Source organism: Planktotalea sp. (assembly GCF_050633725.1).
In the GTDB taxonomy this organism is placed as follows: domain Bacteria; phylum Pseudomonadota; class Alphaproteobacteria; order Rhodobacterales; family Rhodobacteraceae; genus Planktotalea.
The window spans coordinates 3902-19266 of the sequence record NZ_JBOEHB010000006.1 but is presented as its reverse complement, the minus strand read 5'-3'; the positions used below and the strand labels follow the sequence as shown (position 1 = coordinate 19266).

Annotated in this window: 14 protein-coding genes; 6 read left to right on the top strand and 8 right to left on the bottom strand. The window is 53.1% G+C overall.

What is annotated here, in order from left to right:
• Positions 1-396: 396 nt before the first annotated feature.
• The gene (locus ACRBCU_RS06800) at positions 397-2151 is read left to right on the top strand and encodes an acetolactate synthase 3 large subunit (protein ID WP_431364623.1); all 1755 of its coding nucleotides are present in this window, start codon (positions 397-399) and stop codon (positions 2149-2151) included.
• Between the two features lie 79 nt (positions 2152-2230).
• Entirely contained in the window at positions 2231-2791 is a 561-nt protein-coding gene (gene ilvN / locus ACRBCU_RS06795) for an acetolactate synthase small subunit (RefSeq protein ID WP_431364622.1), read from the top strand.
• A 32-nt stretch (positions 2792-2823) separates the two neighbouring features.
• Here the strand turns inward: ilvN and ACRBCU_RS06790 are convergent, their stop codons facing one another.
• Positions 2824-3192 (bottom strand): hypothetical protein, encoded by a 369-nt coding sequence (locus tag ACRBCU_RS06790; RefSeq protein ID WP_431364621.1) that lies wholly within the window; start codon positions 3190-3192, stop codon positions 2824-2826.
• 217 nt (positions 3193-3409) lie between these two features.
• Between ACRBCU_RS06790 and ACRBCU_RS06785 the strand changes: the two genes are divergently transcribed.
• From ACRBCU_RS06785 to ACRBCU_RS06775, 3 genes are all read left to right on the top strand, one after another.
• The gene (locus ACRBCU_RS06785) at positions 3410-4207 is read left to right on the top strand and encodes a helix-turn-helix domain-containing protein (protein WP_431364620.1); all 798 of its coding nucleotides are present in this window, start codon (positions 3410-3412) and stop codon (positions 4205-4207) included.
• Between the two features lie 111 nt (positions 4208-4318).
• On the top strand, positions 4319-5482 hold the full coding sequence (locus tag ACRBCU_RS06780; RefSeq protein WP_431364619.1) for an aromatic ring-hydroxylating oxygenase subunit alpha: 1164 nt from the start codon (positions 4319-4321) through the stop codon (positions 5480-5482).
• Positions 5479-5691 (top strand): hypothetical protein, encoded by a 213-nt coding sequence (locus tag ACRBCU_RS06775; protein ID WP_431364618.1) that lies wholly within the window; start codon positions 5479-5481, stop codon positions 5689-5691. The genes ACRBCU_RS06780 and ACRBCU_RS06775 overlap by 4 nt, the downstream gene beginning before the upstream one ends.
• A 4-nt stretch (positions 5692-5695) precedes the next feature.
• Here the strand turns inward: ACRBCU_RS06775 and ACRBCU_RS06770 are convergent, their stop codons facing one another.
• The 7 genes from ACRBCU_RS06770 to dksA form a co-directional block, all read right to left on the bottom strand.
• On the bottom strand, positions 5696-6472 hold the full coding sequence (locus tag ACRBCU_RS06770; protein ID WP_431364617.1) for a DUF2189 domain-containing protein: 777 nt from the start codon (positions 6470-6472) through the stop codon (positions 5696-5698).
• Positions 6473-6516: 44 nt separating this feature from the next.
• Positions 6517-7941, bottom strand: a complete 1425-nt coding sequence (locus ACRBCU_RS06765) for an amidase (RefSeq protein WP_431364616.1) — start codon at positions 7939-7941, stop codon at positions 6517-6519.
• Between the two features lie 24 nt (positions 7942-7965).
• Positions 7966-9093, bottom strand: a complete 1128-nt coding sequence (prfB, locus tag ACRBCU_RS06760) for a peptide chain release factor 2 (RefSeq protein ID WP_431364615.1) — start codon at positions 9091-9093, stop codon at positions 7966-7968.
• Positions 9094-9195: 102 nt separating this feature from the next.
• Positions 9196-11757, bottom strand: coding sequence for a penicillin-binding protein 1A (locus ACRBCU_RS06755; protein ID WP_431364614.1), 2562 nt, complete (start codon positions 11755-11757; stop codon positions 9196-9198).
• A 116-nt stretch (positions 11758-11873) separates the two neighbouring features.
• Positions 11874-13091 carry an N-acetylmuramoyl-L-alanine amidase gene (locus tag ACRBCU_RS06750; protein ID WP_431364613.1) on the bottom strand — a complete coding sequence of 406 codons (1218 nt, stop codon included), beginning with the start codon at positions 13089-13091 and terminating at the stop codon, positions 11874-11876.
• A 62-nt stretch (positions 13092-13153) separates the two neighbouring features.
• Positions 13154-14323 carry an FAD-dependent monooxygenase gene (locus ACRBCU_RS06745; protein WP_431364612.1) on the bottom strand — a complete coding sequence of 390 codons (1170 nt, stop codon included), beginning with the start codon at positions 14321-14323 and terminating at the stop codon, positions 13154-13156.
• An 84-nt stretch (positions 14324-14407) separates the two neighbouring features.
• The gene (gene dksA, locus ACRBCU_RS06740; RefSeq protein ID WP_431364711.1) at positions 14408-14830 is read right to left on the bottom strand and encodes an RNA polymerase-binding protein DksA; all 423 of its coding nucleotides are present in this window, start codon (positions 14828-14830) and stop codon (positions 14408-14410) included.
• 174 nt (positions 14831-15004) lie between these two features.
• On the opposite strand from dksA, the gene ACRBCU_RS06735 reads away from it, so the two are divergent.
• Positions 15005-15365, top strand: a 361-nt coding sequence (locus ACRBCU_RS06735; RefSeq protein ID WP_431364611.1) for an AAA family ATPase, incomplete at its 3' end; no start/stop codon positions are given.

The window sequence follows — 15365 nt, the reverse complement described above, 5'->3', positions numbered from 1 at the left end:
TTCATCACCTGCGCCCATGACAACGACTCGTTTTCCGCGAGTTTCACAAAAATCGCACCGTTCACGACGGATGAAAACGTCAGATCGCGGTAAAATAACCTCCAAAATTCCGTCTTATGTCGCCAGAAACCCCAGTCTACGCAATAAATGGAAAGATTTTTGCCAGCAGGGGACATATTTTTCACGCCCAGCCTGTTGACCCTTCTTTACAACACACATATTGTCCCCGCACGTTTAAAGGAGCAGATCAATGTACGACCTCGTCGTCATCGTGAATTCAAGGCGCATGGGCCCATAGCGGCACCCGTGAGGGAAACCATGCGCCCCCGCCATAGCGTCGGGGGCTTTTTTATGCGAAACGAAAATGACAACGCCTATTAGATGGAGACAAGGCGCATGGCACAGAAAATGACCGGTGCGAAAATGGTGATTCAAGCTCTGAAGGATCAGGGCGTCGACACTGTCTTTGGATACCCCGGCGGCGCGGTCCTACCTATCTATGACGAGATTTTTCAGCAAAACGGCATTCGTCACATTCTTGTACGTCACGAGCAAGGCGCGGTGCACGCAGCTGAGGGCTATGCGCGCTCAACGGGTAAACCAGGTGTTTGCCTTGTAACCTCTGGCCCCGGCGCGACAAACGCTGTGACGGGCCTAACGGACGCATTGCTCGATTCCATCCCGATTGTTGTTTTGACAGGTCAGGTTCCGACCTTCATGATTGGCTCTGACGCCTTTCAGGAGGCGGACACCGTAGGCATCACACGCCCCTGCACCAAGCATAACTGGCTGGTGAAAGAGACCTCGGAGCTGGCAAGCACGATCCATGAAGCCTTCCATGTGGCCACCACTGGCCGCCCCGGCCCTGTTTTGATCGACATTCCAAAAGATGTTCAATTCGCAGCGGACGAATACACGCCTCCAGCAAAGGCCGATTTGGGCCACTATCAACCCCAGCTGAAGGGCGATCTTGAAACCATCACCGAATTGGTCGAAGCGATTGAAGCAGCGGAGCGCCCCATTTTCTACACGGGCGGCGGTGTGATCAACTCTGGCCCAGCGGCAAGTCAATTGTTACGCGAGCTTGTTGGGGCAACAGGTTTCCCAATTACGTCGACTTTGATGGGTCTTGGGTCTTATCCAGCATCAGGCGACGCTTGGATTGGGATGCTCGGCATGCATGGTCTTTACGAGGCCAACATGGCGATGCACGGCTGCGATTTGATGATCAACATCGGCGCACGTTTTGATGACCGTATCACTGGCGTGCTTGAACATTTCAGCCCGAACAGCCGCAAGGCGCATATCGACATCGACCCGTCTTCCATCAACAAGGTGATCCATGTTGATATGCCCATCGTAGGCGATGTGGCGCATGTGCTTGAGGACCTGCTTAAGGTTTGGAAAGCGCGCGGACGCAAAACCAACGCAGGCGCTGTGAAAAACTGGTGGGGTCAGATCAATGACTGGCGCAAGGTCGATTGCCTGAAGTTCACGCAAAAGGGCAAGGTTATCAAACCACAATACGCCCTTGCCCGTTTGGAAGAGCTGACCAAGAAACATGACCGGTACATCACCACCGAAGTGGGCCAACACCAGATGTGGGCAGCACAATACTTGGGCTTTGAAGATCCCAATCGTTGGATGACATCAGGTGGCCTTGGCACGATGGGCTACGGTCATCCTGCGTCCATCGGCGTGCAAATGGCGCATCCAGACTCGCTTGTGATTAACATCGCAGGCGAAGCCAGCTGGTTGATGAACATGCAAGAGATGGGAACAGCGGTTCAGTATCGTCTGCCTGTGAAACAGTTCATTTTGAACAACGAACGCCTTGGCATGGTCCGCCAGTGGCAGGAACTTCTGCATGGTGAGCGTTATTCAGAAAGCTGGTCCGACGCTCTGCCCGACTTTGTGAAATTGGCCGAAGCCTTTGGTGCAAAGGGCATTCTGTGCTCTGACCCTGACACATTGGATGATGCGATCATGGAAATGATCACGCATGACGGGCCTGTGATCTTTGATTGCCTCGTTGAAAAGCATGAGAACTGCTTCCCAATGATCCCGTCAGGCAAGCCGCATAACGAAATGCTACTCGGTGAAGCCGACACGCAGGGCGTGATTGATGCCAAAGGCTCCGTGCTGGTTTAAGCACCGGGTTGAGTTATCGAGGTGGGGGGCAATGCTCCCCATCCCCCAAGGTATTTAGAGACCGAAGAAGGACAGAGCGATGTCACCTCTTAAGATCAAAAAAGGCTCAAACAGCCATTCCGCCTATAACCTACGTCCGAATTTTTCCGATGTTCAGGAAACCCACACGCTGGCAGTGATCGTTGACAACGAAGCGGGCGTTCTCGCGCGAGTTATCGGCTTGTTTTCAGGTCGTGGCTATAACATTGAAAGCCTGACCGTCGCCGAAATTGACCATCTCGGCAAGCTCAGCCGTATCACAGTCGTTACCACGGGCACGCCGCAGGTGATTGAGCAGATCAAAGCGCAACTGGGCCGCATTGTTCCCGTGCATCAGGTCAATGACCTGACCGTTGAGGGCCCATCTGTCGAGCGTGAATTGGCACTGTTCAAGGTTGAGGGCTCTGGCGACAAACGCGTCGAAGCGCTACGCCTTGCTGACATCTTCCGCGCCAATGTTGTCGATAGCACGCTGGAGAGCTTTGTGTTTGAGCTAACAGGACCGTCAGAAAAGATCGATGCTTTTGCCGAGCTAATGCGGCCCTTGGGACTGTCTGAGTTGGCGCGCACTGGCGTCGCAGCGCTATCACGTGGCACCTGATTTTAGGACTGTGAAATAGTGCTGCGGTTGGGCTACCCTGCCGCAGCATCCTGCGCTGACAATTCCCGCAACTCTTTCTCACGTGCGAGCGAGACGACATTTTCGCTGTCGCTGATTGATCCGCGCTTTTCGCTTTCAATACGCTCTTTGATTACCTGCGCCGTTTCCAGAACAGAACTCAGATCACTGCAATAATGCTGAGCGATTTTCCGAGGATTTTGCGCAAATCTCAAGTTGCTAAACTCTTCGATATCAAACTGAATTAGATCGCCTTCATCAAAGCGCTCGGTGCAGGCCGCACTATGTTGTGACTGCCCCAAAAATGCCAATTCACCGTGATCTTCACACCAAATGATTGCTTTACTATCGACTTCGGCGCTCCAAATAACTACTCCGAGCATGTTCTTTCCTTAATTAGTCTTCGTTAAATTAAAATAGCTTGGGGCGCGAAAGCTACTGCTTTCACAGCATCGTCCGCATGCAATTTGTACCAATCCGCTCGACATCTGACGCGTTTTTGCTCAAAGTTGTTCGGAATTGTATCAGATGCCTGAATCGCATTTGAAGTTTGTGTTTTTCAATTATTGTCAACGCATCCAACAGGGGCTCTGGATACACATGAAATCACATGCAAACGGTCTTCCAGTACGAGAACTATTTGGCCGAAACTTACGCATTTTAAGCGACACCTACCCTTCGGTATCTGAAGTGTGCCGCCAATTGGACATTAATCGCGCTCAATTTAATCGCTATCTCAATGGCGAAAGCTATCCTCGCCCTGATACATTGGCAAAGATTTGCGAATTCTTTGGCACGGACGCTCGAATACTGACAGAGCCACTGGAAGCAATAAGCCAGACACGGCCTGATCTATTGACCCATCCAGAAATACGAGAATTCACAGCTTTGGAAACCTCCGCTGTCTCTGAAGAGATGCTTCCCAGTGGCTTTTATCGCTTTTCCCGGCAGAGTTTTCTCTACCCAGAATCTTTCGTCATGGGATTGCTCTTTGTGTACCGTCGCGATGGCTGGACTTTTGTGAAGGGTTCAGAAGCGCGCCAATCAGTTACGGAGCAAGGCTTGCCTGCCAATGTGCGCACGCGTCAGTTCAGGGGCTACGCCTTGCAATGGGAAGACGGAATTGGTGCGATGGTGTCGCGGCGCAATGCACTTACATGCACGTTTAACTTTATTGCCCCTGTCGCCTCGCTTAATCGAAATTTTTGGCATGGCTACGCTGCGCGCACCGTGAACGAGACCATCAACACAACCCGCGTTGCGCGCATGGTATATGAATATTTGGGAGATTCGACGTCCTTGATCCTACAAACTGCGCGCGGATCCGGCTTTTGCGAGCTTGATGAATTGCCCGCTTTTCACCGTCGCCTGCTGCGCGTCGGAGAATCTTTTTCCTAAAACATCTGAACGCACAAAGTCGCAGTGAGAAAAGTCAGCGTCGCATAAAGGCAAAAGATTCTATCCATCTCTTCCTAGGGTAAAGCCACACGCGAGAGGAAGGGTAAGAGCATGACAGCACAGAAAACCGATCTAACTGCGGTTCGTCGTAGTGTCGAAAGCGCGCAAGGCTTGCCCAATCCGCACTACATCGATCCTAACGTTTTTGAAGAAGAGAAACACGCGGTTCTCTTTTCATCTTGGTCAGGCTTGGCTGTCACCGCCGATGTGCCCGAGATCGGCGACGCCAAACCGATCACATTTTTGGGTATGCCCTTGTTACTCGTGCGCGATAAAAACGAAACGGTGCGTGTGTTTCAAAACATCTGCCGCCATCGCGGGATGATCCTCGTCGAAGAGCCTCGCAAGATCGAAGGCGCGATCCGCTGCCCCTACCATAGCTGGTGCTATGGAACTGATGGGCGACTGGTGAGCACGCCGCATGTGGGTGGTCCGGGGCACAACACTCATTCGAGCATAGATCGCGCCCTGCTTGGGCTGATCGAAGTCCGCAGCTATATTTGGCGCGATGTCATTTGGATCAATGTTGACGGGACCGCCCTGCCCTTTGAAGAAGAAAACGCTGATCTCATCGCCCGATGGGCCGAATTTGACAAACCTTTGTTTCATGGCGGCCCAGATAGCGCTTTTGAATTGGCGGTCGATTGCAACTGGAAACTGGCGGTCGAAAACTATTGCGAAAGCTATCATCTGCCTTGGGTTCATCCTGGGCTAAACAGCTACTCGCGTTTGGAAGATCACTACAACATCGAAAAACAGGACGCTTACTCTGGCCAAGGCACATTGGTCTACCGCCAACTAAAAGGTAAAGATGGGCAAGTCTTCGAAGATTTCGAAGGCGTTGGCGAAAAATGGGAGGAAGCTGCCGAATATATCGCAGTTTACCCAAATGTGTTGTTAGGCGTTCATCGCGATCACGCGTTTGCAATTGTCCTCGTTCCCGAAACGCAGCAGCGCACAGTTGAAAAAATTCACCTTTACTATGCAACCCCGGAAACAAGCGTAGAAATGCGCGCCGCTAATACGGAACAATGGAAGCTGGTGTTTGAAGAGGACATTTTCGTTGTGCAAGGCATGCAAAAAGGACGTCACGCACCGCATTTCGATGGCGGACGCTTCTCTGCTGTGATGGACAGTCCAACGCACTGCTTCCACGCATGGGTCGCGGGCAAGATCGAGACTTATCGCAGCGCGCCTCCTGTTGCCGCTGAATGAGCGATCTGGATCAACGTCTGTTGGAAGCGCATGCACGGCAAGATCACGCCGCGCTGGTTACGCTTTATAGCGAAGCTGCGGAGATGAGCGAGGATGAAGACTCCAGGGGCTTTTATCTAACCCACGCCTATATTTTTGCGCTCGAACTCGGTCATCCCGCTGCGTCAACACTGCATGGAAAGTTGAAAGCGACAGGGCGCGAAGAATGATCCTTTAGCGATCATCCACGCGCAGCGCGCTATAAAGATGCCAGCTCGCATGTCCAAGCAATGGAAGCGTCAGAAACAACCCGAAAAACGCAGGGATCATCGACAGGATCATAACCGCTGCGATGAACACGCCCCACGCAAGCATCGGCACAAAATTGTCGGCAACCATTTGAAAACTGGTGATCATTGCAGTCACAAAATCAATTTCCCGCTCTAGCAAAAGCGGCAGTGCGAAAACGGTGATCATAAAAAGCAACAAGCAAAACAAAGCGCCAACAATGCTCCCAACGAGCAACATCATCAAACCATTGCTCGAAAGCCAAACCTCAAGGCTTGAGTGGATATTGGTCAATTGCGTCAACCCAAGAAACAGCGCGAAAATCATGTGGCCAATAAAAAACCAGAGCAGAAACACGAATACGATAATTGCGCAGATCGAAGGAAGCTGTCGTTTACTCTGATGCAGAACGACCCCAAAAATTCCGGGATTTTCCAGACCAATTCCGCGCTCGCGGCGGCGGCTGACTTCGTACAGGCCGACTGCGGCAAAGGGGCCGAGCAATGGAAATCCAATCGCGGCAAGAACCAACCAATAGGTTGTTCCCGTAAGATATGTAATCCACGTGATGAGCAATCCGCCGAGCACATAAAAGCTGGCAAAGACCAGCCCATAAAACGGATGCGCGCGAAAGTCGGCCCATCCCTTGCGAAGCGCATCTTTGAAAACAGAGCCAGAGACTTGCTCAAACTCTGGAACACCCTCTATCGGCGATAATGGCATTGTCGTTCCTCCCAAGTTTAGCAAAGCGGGAAAAACCTAACGGTTCAACCCGTGAGCGCGCTCAAATCAGGTCGCTGCGACGAGAAGTCCGTGCTTTCGTGCCAACGCTGCCCTATCTGCAATAGCTTTGCATCGCTGTGCCTCGGGCCGAACACCTGCAACCCCATCGGCAATCCAGCCGCGTTAAAGCCTGCGGGAATGTTCAGGCTTGGCACGCCTACAAGGCTGACGGGGATCACAATTTCCATCCATCGATGATAGGTATCCATGCTCTTGCCAGCGATTTCCTTGGGGCTGTCCCACTCCGCTGGGAACGGCCAAAGCTGGGCTGAAGGCATCAACAGCGCGTCATAATCGGCGAAAAGTCCATTCAATGTATTGAACCACTGCGTGCGGATGTTGCTGAGGCGGTGAACCTCCATCGCGCTTAACGCCATGCCTGTTTCGATTTCCCAGATAGCATCGTCTTTCAGCATCGCGCGCATTTTCGGGTTCTCATACAGCGCCGCTTTGCCGCCTGCATTTGCCCATGCGCGCAAACCAACCCAAGCATCCCAAATTTGCTCTGCAGGAAATGGCGCGTCCAATCTATCTACGTGCGCGCCCATCGCTTCGAATTGCGCAATCGCGGTCTCGCAGGTTTCCAGCACGCCGTCTTCCATCGGATATGCCCCGCTCCAATCGCCAAGCCAACCAAAGCGCATGCCTTTGATGTCACCGCTTAGTTGCTCCTTGCTCGGAGCTTGCGAGAAACTATGGGGATGACGGGTATCAAGGCCGGCTTGAACATCCAGCAACAGTGCCACATCTTCGGGACTGCGTCCCATTGGGCCTGCTACAGCCAATTGATGAAGAAACATATCGCCAGGCATATCAAGTGGAACCAAGCCATAGGTTGGCCGCAAACCATAAACATTATTCCATGCACCGGGATTGCGAAGCGAGCCCATCATGTCAGAGCCATCCGCGATCGGGGTCATTCCCGTTGCAAGGGCAGCCGCCGCGCCGCCAGACGAGCCACCAGCAGAGCGCGATGGATCGTATGGATTACGCGTTATTCCATGAACGGGGTTAAACGTATGGCTGCCAAGGCCGAACTCAGGCGTGTTCGTTTTACCGATGACGATAGCGCCCGCATCTTTCATGCGCTTCACCATGAGGTCATCAGATTGCGCAATGTTATCGGCAAAAATGGGTGAGCCGAGCGATGTGAGTAACCCTTCCGCATTGGCTAGGTCTTTAATCGCGACGGGCAATCCGTGCAGCGGGCCCTTTGGCGCAATGGCATCAGCGGCGCGCGCATCCGCGAGGCACGCATCCCTCTCGCGCAAAGAAACAACGGCGTTAACAGTGCCATTCACCTGCTCGATGCGATCAAGTGAAGCGCGCATCAGGTCTTCGGCGCTGATCTCTTTATTGGCTATTTTCGCAGCGAGCGCGACAGCGCCCTGTTCTACCAGATCACCCATCGCGTCGCCCCTCCCAAGGCTTGGTTAGTCCGAGCTTTGCGCTTCTGCGCGGCTCTTTCCTGCAACATTCAGCGCAAGCGTTGCGCCCATCAGACCATCAAGATCGCCATCAAGAACACCCTTGGTATCAGAGGTCTCGTAATTTGTGCGCAGGTCTTTCACCATTTGATAAGGCTGCAAGACATATGAGCGGATTTGATTGCCCCAGCCTGCATCACCTGCATTCTCATGGGCCTCGTTCACCAGCGCGGAGCGTTTATCAAGCTCCATCTGATAGAGGCGAGATTTCAAAGCTTTCATCGCAATATCGCGGTTTTGGTGTTGTGATTTTTCAGACGACGTCACCACGATCCCCGTTGGCGCGTGGGTAATACGCACAGCAGAGTCTGTGGTGTTCACGTGCTGACCACCCGCACCCGAAGATCTGTAGGTATCAATCCGGATGTCAGCGGGGTTCACTTCGATTTCAATGTTATCGTCAACGACGGGATAAACCTTCACAGACGTAAAAGAGGTATGTCGCTTGGCGGCACTATCAAAGGGCGAAATACGCACAAGGCGATGTACGCCACTTTCAGATTTCAACCAACCATAGGCATTTGGACCGCTAATCTTGTAAGCCGCCGACTTAATGCCAGCCTCTTCGCCCGCGCTTTCAGACTGTAGTTCGACCTTATAGCCACTTTTCTCGGCCCAACGTACATACATGCGCGCAAGCATTGACGCCCAATCGCAGCTTTCGGTGCCACCAGCGCCCGAGTTGATCTCAAGAAACGTGTCATTGCCATCGGCTTCGCCATCCAGCAGGGCTTCTAGCTCTTTCGCAGCAGCTTTGCTTGCGAGCGCGGTTAGCGCCTCTTCAGCTTCGGCAACGACTTCTTCGTCTTCTTCCATTTCGCCAAGTTCAATCAGCTCAATGTTGTCGGTCAATTCCTGCTTGATGGATGTGTAGGTCCCCATTGCATCGACAAGCATCTGTCGCTCGCGCATTAATTTTTGCGCCGCGGTGGGATCATTCCAAAGATCGGGGTCTTCGACACGCGCATCGAACTCTTCCAGCCGAAACGCCGCAGTATCCCAATCAAGTCGCTGCTTTAACAGCTCCAAGGATTTTTCGATCTCATCAACTGTGTTTTGAGCTTCTGCGCGCATGGGGCGTCCCGTCTAAATAGCTTTCTCAGGGTGATAAACCAGCCCCCAACCACTCACAAGACCAAGCGAGACTTGATCTTGTAAAGTAATCAGACGCGCACGCTAATAAAGCCCGCCAGAACTGAGCGTACCAAAGGTCGCTTTAGGCCCGACAACTGCCTTTTTGCCAGTGGATGTTGTGACCTGACGCGCTTGCGCCTGACCGTCTGGGCGGATCAGCGTCAGGTTTCCACCCATGGCAAAACCGCCATCAAAGGAAATACCAAACACCGGCTCTTCGCCCTCGCGGAAGCACTCATTCACAACATTCTTGCCTTTGGCGGTGTCAGATAGACGCGCGCCAGTAAAGCGGTCAATCTTGATGAATTCACACCCACCTGGAACATCAAATTTGCTTGCGCCGTATTTCTTTGTGGCCTTTTTCATAAACTGATTGAACACAGGACCACACATACCGCCACCAGATGCGCCGCGACCCAAGCTGCGCGGGTTATCATAACCAATGTAGCACCCCGCAACGATGCGATTGGTGAAGCCGACAAACCAGACATCTTTTGCATCGTTGGTTGTACCGGTTTTACCCGCTGTTGGCACACCCAAGTTCACAGTCTTGGACGCAGTTCCGCGCTCGACAACGCCGGTCATCATAGATGTGAGCTGATAGGCGGTTACATCATTCATCACGCGCTCACGCTCAGACACGATGCGCGGGCTGCGCGTTGGAGCAATCGCTGGATCATCGCAATCTGTGCAAATGCGGGGGTCGTGTTTGTAAACTGTTTTACCGTAACGGTCCTGAACACGGTCAACCAAAGTCGGCTCGACCCGCTCACCGCCATTAGCGAACATCGCATAGGCCGCCACCATGTTAAACAAAGTGGTTTCTTGTGAGCCGAGCGAGTTGGCCAGAACACGAAGGAAGTTTCCTTCTTTATAAACGCCAAATTTTTCGGCGTAGTTTCCGACAACATCCATACCCACCTCTTGCGCAAGGCGAATGGTCATCAAGTTACGCGACCGCTCGATACCTGTCCGAAGCGGAGTTGGTCCATAGAACGTTTTCGACGCATTCTTTGGTCGCCACATCCCTTGCGGCGTATTGATTTCGATCGGCGCGTCAACAACGATGGTCGCAGGCGTATAACCGCTATCTAGCGCAGAAGCGTATACAAAGGGCTTAAAGCTTGATCCGGGCTGACGCTGCGCTTGTGTGGCGCGGTTAAAGACCGAATGCTGATAGGAAAAACCGCCCTGCATCGCGATCACGCGGCCTGAATTGACGTCCATCGCCATAAAGCCACCCTGCACTTCTGGAATTTGGCGCAGCGTCCAGCGTATGAAAGCACCTGAATTGTCATCCGTCATTTTGCGAACAAGAACGACCTCACCCACTTCCAATAGGTCGCCAGCAACCCGCGCTTTTCGGCCAAGCGTTCCGTCCTTGAAACGCTTGCGCGCCCATTGAACGTCTTTGGCAGGAATCCAATGCCCGTCCTCATCGTTTTCAACACCTTCAATCCCAATCCGGGCCTCGTTGGTACCAACTTCCAGAACGACCGCAGGATGCCATTTATTTTCCAAATGGACATCGCGCGGCGCTTTTGTTTTGCGCAGTGCCTCGCGCCATGCACTCTCGGATGTCAGCGCTTCACTTGGCAGGCTAAGCCCTGTGCCGCGCCAAATGCCAAGCGAGCGATCATAGCGTTCAAGACCGCGGCGCAGCGCGTCAGCAGCCTCGGCTTGCATTTCAGGATCAATCGTCGCGCGCACGGTCAAGCCACCAGTAAAGAACTCACCTTCCCCAAAATCGCGGCTCAACTGGCGGCGGATTTCATCGGTGAAATAGTCCCGTGGCGGCAAAGCCGACTTAAAGCTCTCATAATCCCCGTTTTGAACCGACTTAACAGGCTGTTGTATCTCGCGCTCATACACTTCTTGCGAGATGTAACCGTTCTCCATCATCTCTTCCAAGACGTAGTTACGACGTATGCGCAGTTTTTCTTTCTGGCGCACGGGGTGCATTTGGCTTGGTGCTTTTGGCATGGTTGCCAAGAACGCAGCTTCATGCGGTTCAAGTTCGCTCATGGTTTTGTTGAAGTACGACTGCGACGCGGCAGCGAAACCAAAGCTGTTTTGACCAAGAAAAATCTCATTCATGTAAAGTTCAAGAATTTGATCTTTTGTCAGCGTCTCTTCGATACGGCTGGCAAGAATGATTTCTTTGATCTTACGCTCGGCTTGGCGCGATCCATCGAGCAAGAAGTTCTTCATAACCTGCTGCGTAATTGTCGAGGCACCGCGACAGCCTTTGCCTTTCGACTGAACGCATTCAACAGCCGCAGCCGCGATACCGCGCGTGTCGTAGCCAGAGTGATTGTAAAAATTCTTGTCCTCGGCAGAAATCAGCGCGTGTTTGACGAGATCAGGAATCTCGTTCGCAGGCGCGAACAAACGGCGTTCTTTGGCAAATTCGTCGATGATCTGGCCCTCGCCAGAGTAAATCCGCGAGATCGTTGGCGGTTTGTATTGCGCAAGGCTTTCATGACTGGGCAGGTCACGTCCGTACATCCAGAAAATTGCGCCGATTGTCAGCGCGACCATCATCATCCCCATTGTTACCAATGAGAAGATTGACCCGAAAAATGATACGATTGCTCTGAGCACGTGCTGGCCCCCAATTTTTATTGACTTGTCTATACGCGCCCGCGCCCGAATGGTCAAAACACAACCGCGACACACCTAAGCAGTTTTTTGCGCAATTCAGTTGTTCTTGGCGTAAATCATTTGCGCCGCAGCTCGGCGTCGGCCGCATCGGTCAAAAGCCAAGCCAAAATACCATTGTTTATCCCTGTCACCAGCTTACCCCGCCATATCGGATCAGTCAGCTTGCTCAGGTCATCTTTGCTCGACAGAAATCCGACTTCGATCAACACCGACGGAATGTCTGCTGCTTTGAGCACGGAAAACCCTGCGGATTGTATCGGGCGCTTGTAGGTGTGCCCTACTTCATTGTTGATTCCCAAGATAATGCCGCGCGCCAAAGCCTTGGATCGCGGGCCATTTTCCAATCGAACAAGGTCCATCAAGATTGACGCGATTTCGTCATCCTGGCCGGACAAATCAACGCCTGCCAAAAGGTCGGTTCGATTGTGCCGCTCTGCCAAAGCAGCGGACGCCGCATCAGAGGCCGCTTTTGAAAGCGTGTAAACCGCTGCGCCATTGGCCTTGCCGCTCGCCAGCGCGTCCGCATGGAAAGACACGAACATATCCGCGCCGACCGAGCGCGCAATCTTCACGCGTCGCTCGAGCGAGACAAATTCGTCGCGGCTTCGGGTTAACACCACGTTAAAATCACCAGAGCGCAACAGCGCGTCGCGGACTTCCTGCACTAAGACCAGCATCAACTCGGCTTCTGTTATGCCTGCGCCTTGCGCTCCGGGGTCAATGCCGCCATGGCCGGGATCAAGAACAACTGTCAGCTTTCCATCGTCAACAAGTGGCGGCTTTATCTCGGTAGAGGGCTGTGTTCTTAACCAAAGTGGATCGCTAGGCGCGCCAGAGCGCGAAGCAAATTCTTCTTCAGTCGCGCGCGAAAGCGAAATGGCCAAATGGGCAAGCCCATCGTCATCGTCCACCTTTAGCCCAGCATGATCCACGACTTGCGGGCTAGGCAGATCAAGAACCAGCCGCGACCAGCCCGGGCGCACCACGCCGAACCTAATGAGATCAGAGTTTTTGCTCGAAATCAGCGCCTTGGGATCAATTCCTGTGAAACTGACTTCTCGGAAATCTATGACCAGCCGCGCAGGTTCGGTCAGTGTGAAAACGCGATATGGCACGCCCTGCGACAGAGCGAGGTCAAGTTTGAACGCGCCGCCCTGCATGGCGATACGGCTTGCAGACACATCAAGCCGCGCAAGCGCGTTGAAGTGCTGCGCAAGGCTTGGCCCACTACTGCCAATTAAAAGGCCAAGTGCGAGAAGAGCTGCTCTGATCATGGGCCTGTTCCGGCTTCCTTCGTTTGCGCCAGTATAAAGACCGTCTGAGCGACACGAAACCGCTATTTGCCAAATGACTGGGATGTGATGTCATATCCATAGAGCCAATCGAACTGCCGAAGCATCAAATTTGGTGCTATTTTGCTGCCAACCCCTAGCGCGAGATGCGCTGCAAATCGGGTTGGCCCATAAGGCAGATGGTATTTCCACGCGTTGCCTGTCGCGGCCTTGACCACCTTTGACACTCTCGCATGGCGCAACTCTTGAAACGCCTCAAGACGCAGGTCTATCGGGCCGCTTTCTTGCAGCGCGCGGCAAAGCGCCCATGCATCTTCTAGAGCCATGTTAGCGCCCTGCGCGAGAAACGGCAGCGTCGGATGCGCCGCATCGCCAATAAGCGCGCAGCTTTCGCCGTGCCAGTTTGGGGCAACGGGATGACGGAAAAGCCCCCAAAGATGCAGAGTGTCCACCTTTTCCAACATAGCGCGCAGGCTCGGCGCAACGCCTTCAAACGCAGCAAGGAGGTTTTCGACACTATCCTTTTGCGACCAGCCCTCATCCGCCCAAAGCGTACGTTCTTGTACGGCAACGAGGTTAATCAACGCGCCGCCGCGCAGCGGATAGCTCACGACATGGGATTTCGGAGCCATGTGCACTTGCACATCACCTGAGCGGCCAAATGTATTCGGGATAACCGCGCGCCAAGCGACCTGCCCTGTAAAGAATGGCTCACTGTCACCATTTAATGTCGCGCGCAGCGGGCTATGAAGTCCCGCTGCATCAATGATCAGATCACTATGAACCTGCGCGCCTGTTTCGAAGTGAAGCGTAGCGGGGCTTCCGGGCTCTATCGCCTTAATCTTTTGCAGCAGCTGAATGTTCACGCCAGCTTGCTTCGCGGCATCCAGCAGCAATGCAATCAAATCAGCGCGATGCACAAAATGATAGCTTTGATCCGCAGGCAAACGCGTCAAATCCAAACGCGCGACTTCCCGATCACTTTCTGCACGGCGCAAACTCACGCATTTGCCTTTGGACGAACAGCTTGCCAACTGCCGCTCCAAACCAAGCGCGCGCAAAACACGTAGCCCATTCGGGCTTATCTGTAGTCCTGCGCCAACTTCTTTGATCGCCTCGGCCTGTTCGAACACCGTAACCAACGCACCGCGCTGCGCCAATGCGGTTGCTACTGTAAGCCCTGCGATTCCGCCGCCGACCACGCTGATGTTCATACCATTTGCCATGCCTTAGGGTTTGCAAAGAAAAACGCCGAAGCGAAAGCCCCGGCGTTCCTTTATTTCAAAGATCGGATGCGATCAGTCGTCGCGATGCACTTTCTCGCGGCGCTCATGACGTTCTTGCGCCTCAAGGCTCATCGTTGCGATTGGGCGTGCACCAAGGCGTTTGAGCGAAATCGGCTCTCCCGTCACTTCGCAATAGCCGAACTCGCCTTCATCAATGCGGCGCAGAGCGGCGTCAATTTTAGCAACCAATTTGCGCTGGCGATCCCGCGTGCGCAGTTCTAGCGCGCGGTCTGTTTCTTCGCTGGCGCGATCGGTGACGTCAGGAATGTTGCGCGTCCCATCTTGCAATGTCTCGATGGTGTCGCGGCTGTCAGAAAGAAGTTCATCGCGCCAATTGATCAATTTCTGGCGAAAATACTCTGTCTGACGCTCGTTCATAAACGGCTCGTCTTCAGCCGGTTGGTAATCATCGGGCAGAAAAACTTCAGCTTTCATGTCCGCTCCCTCTTTATAGCCATCATCCATAGATGTTTTCCTTAGGTATATGGCACCTCTAGCGCGGCAATACCGCAAGCAACTGACCTTGTCACTACCGAATAAACTCACGTTGCGGCGAAAAACCCCAGCCGTTAAGGTGCGGAAAAATTACATCAATTAGCGAGATTGTAGATGAAATTCACTGGAACGCAGGACTACGTGGCAACTGACGATCTAACGATTGCGGTCAATGCGGCGGTAACGCTTGAACGCCCCCTCTTGGTCAAAGGGGAGCCGGGCACAGGTAAAACCGAATTGGCGCGCCAGGTCGCATCAGGTCTTGGCCTGCGGATGATTGAATGGAACATCAAATCAACCACCAAAGCGCAACAAGGGCTTTACGAATACGACGCCGTTTCACGCCTGCGTGACAGCCAGCTTGGCGAAGAACGTGTTCATGATGTGGCAAACTACATTCGCAAGGGCAAGTTGTGGGAAGCCTTTGAAGCCGGTGAAAAAGTTGTTCTTTTAATCGACGAGATTGACAAAGCGG

What these genes read in the sequence shown, in the direction of transcription:
- ACRBCU_RS06800 (WP_431364623.1), top strand. Translation starts at nt 397, where the DNA reads ATGGCACAGAAAATGACCGGTGCGAAAATGGTGATTCAAGCTCTGAAG.
- ilvN (WP_431364622.1), top strand. Translation starts at nt 2,231, where the DNA reads ATGTCACCTCTTAAGATCAAAAAAGGCTCAAACAGCCATTCCGCCTAT.
- ACRBCU_RS06790 (WP_431364621.1), bottom strand. Translation starts at nt 3,192, where the DNA reads ATGCTCGGAGTAGTTATTTGGAGCGCCGAAGTCGATAGTAAAGCAATC.
- ACRBCU_RS06785 (WP_431364620.1), top strand. Translation starts at nt 3,410, where the DNA reads ATGAAATCACATGCAAACGGTCTTCCAGTACGAGAACTATTTGGCCGA.
- ACRBCU_RS06780 (WP_431364619.1), top strand. Translation starts at nt 4,319, where the DNA reads ATGACAGCACAGAAAACCGATCTAACTGCGGTTCGTCGTAGTGTCGAA.
- ACRBCU_RS06775 (WP_431364618.1), top strand. Translation starts at nt 5,479, where the DNA reads ATGAGCGATCTGGATCAACGTCTGTTGGAAGCGCATGCACGGCAAGAT.
- ACRBCU_RS06770 (WP_431364617.1), bottom strand. Translation starts at nt 6,472, where the DNA reads ATGCCATTATCGCCGATAGAGGGTGTTCCAGAGTTTGAGCAAGTCTCT.
- ACRBCU_RS06765 (WP_431364616.1), bottom strand. Translation starts at nt 7,941, where the DNA reads ATGGGTGATCTGGTAGAACAGGGCGCTGTCGCGCTCGCTGCGAAAATA.
- prfB (WP_431364615.1), bottom strand. Translation starts at nt 9,093, where the DNA reads ATGCGCGCAGAAGCTCAAAACACAGTTGATGAGATCGAAAAATCCTTG.
- ACRBCU_RS06750 (WP_431364613.1), bottom strand. Translation starts at nt 13,091, where the DNA reads ATGATCAGAGCAGCTCTTCTCGCACTTGGCCTTTTAATTGGCAGTAGT.
- ACRBCU_RS06745 (WP_431364612.1), bottom strand. Translation starts at nt 14,323, where the DNA reads ATGAACATCAGCGTGGTCGGCGGCGGAATCGCAGGGCTTACAGTAGCA.
- dksA (WP_431364711.1), bottom strand. Translation starts at nt 14,830, where the DNA reads ATGAAAGCTGAAGTTTTTCTGCCCGATGATTACCAACCGGCTGAAGAC.